Source organism: Spiroplasma sp. hy2 (assembly GCF_044714365.1).
In the GTDB taxonomy this organism is placed as follows: Bacteria; Bacillota_I; Bacilli_A; order Mycoplasmatales; family Mycoplasmataceae; genus Spiroplasma; species Spiroplasma phoeniceum.
Map to the genome: position 1 here is coordinate 1 of NZ_RXFZ02000198.1, position 1,635 is coordinate 1,635.

Below are 1,635 nucleotides of genomic sequence, written 5' to 3' on the forward strand. Positions count from 1 at the left end.
TKGAATAATTCTTTATCATTAATAAAATCAAATTTATCAAATTTCATAATTTTAAATTCCTATAATTTCTATTTTAAATATATTTTATAGGAATTTTAAAATAACTATGTTATGCAAGAAGTCTATTCTACACAATGAAATAATTGCTTTTGATGAAGATGAAAAATAATCTTTCTAGAAGGATTATTTTTTTGTTAAATTAAAATGTTCTTTTAAAAATTGAGTGTAAGTAGTTGCTGGAAGCAGTTTTTTATATTTACGTGCTAGCGCTTTAACATCTTCACTAGCCCCTAAGGGAAACGATAAATGATATTTTGTTGCAAGTTCATTAATTTTAATTAGAAAGGCGGCACGACTTAAAATCGCGCTACAAGCAATGGCTAATGATTTTTCTTCTCCTTTAGTAATAAAAACAAGGTTATCTTTGATAATTGTACTTGTTTTAGTTTTTTGTAAATATTCAAAATATTTTGTTTGGTTAACAAATTGGTCAATAAAAATTGTTTTATTATTCAACTGATGTTTTGCTAATAATTGGACTAAAGCTTGATTATGCGCTAAGGTTTTAATAATATGAGCGTTTTGATATTTAGCATATCATTTGTTATAAAGTTCATTATTAATAATAATAGTAACACTTTTGACCATTTTTTTAATTATTGGGGCTAAACTTAAAATCTGCTGTTTTGTCATATTTTTACTATCCTTAATTGGTAACTTTGCTAATTCATTAAAAGTTGCAAGCGGAAGATAAGAAGCAGTAACAACTAGCGGGCCAAAAATATCACCAACACCAACTTCATCGTTACCAATCACATTTTTTTGAAAATATGTCATTGGAATAGAAACATTTTTATTTGGTAAAGGACTCATTAAGGTTGGAAAAAAACGTTTTGCTTCTTTTTCAGCTTGATAGCCTTGAAACAAAACACTATTTGTTTTATAAATTGTAATAATAATCCCATTTTTATTAAAAACATTAGTTTTATTGGAATCTGTATTATGAATTGCATAATTTTGATAAGTAGTAATAATTGCTTTAATAATTGTGGAATCAACTTTCTTAAAACTGATATTATTCATATGATGGCCCTCATTATTTTCTTTTATAAAATTATTATATCGTTTTTCAACCTTTTTTGTTAAAATATTAGTAAGTTATCAAACGGAGGAAAAAATTATGATTAAAAATGTTGGTATTGATATTATTCAAAATAAACGAATTAAATTATCGACAGCATTCATTCAAAAAGTATTAAGTCCAGCTGAAATAAAACAATATGCAACTTTTTTTGATAAAAATGCTCAACGACAATTTTTAGCAGGACGATGAGCGGTAAAAGAAGCTTTAGTTAAAGCATTAGAAAGTAAGTTAATTTTAAACCAAGTAACAATTTGTTTAAAAGATGATAATAACCTTCATGTTGAAGGACTTTCATTAGAACAAAATGAACTTGTTCATGTTTCAATTAGTCATGAGCGAGAGTATAGCGTTGGCTTTGCCATTTTTTCAACTTTTTAATAATTGTTTTCTTTAATTTTGTCGAAAACTCTTGATGAAATAAAAAAAATCATCAATATGACAATTTGAAAACTAATTTTGTGTAAGATTATGATTTTGCTTTAAATTTATTA

Annotated in this window: 2 protein-coding genes; one reads left to right on the forward strand and one right to left on the reverse strand. The window is 25.3% G+C overall.

Annotated features, from left to right (window positions below; genetic code table 4):
• Positions 1–183: 183 nt before the first annotated feature.
• Entirely contained in the window at positions 184–1,083 is a 900-nt protein-coding gene (gene rnhC, locus EHV01_RS05335) for a ribonuclease HIII (RefSeq protein ID WP_422066553.1), read from the reverse strand.
• A 97-nt stretch (positions 1,084–1,180) separates the two neighbouring features.
• On the opposite strand from rnhC, the gene EHV01_RS05340 reads away from it, so the two are divergent.
• Positions 1,181–1,522: a holo-ACP synthase gene (locus tag EHV01_RS05340; protein WP_415745740.1), complete on the forward strand. Its 342-nt coding sequence runs from the start codon at positions 1,181–1,183 to the stop codon at positions 1,520–1,522.
• Positions 1,523–1,635: the final 113 nt, after the last annotated feature.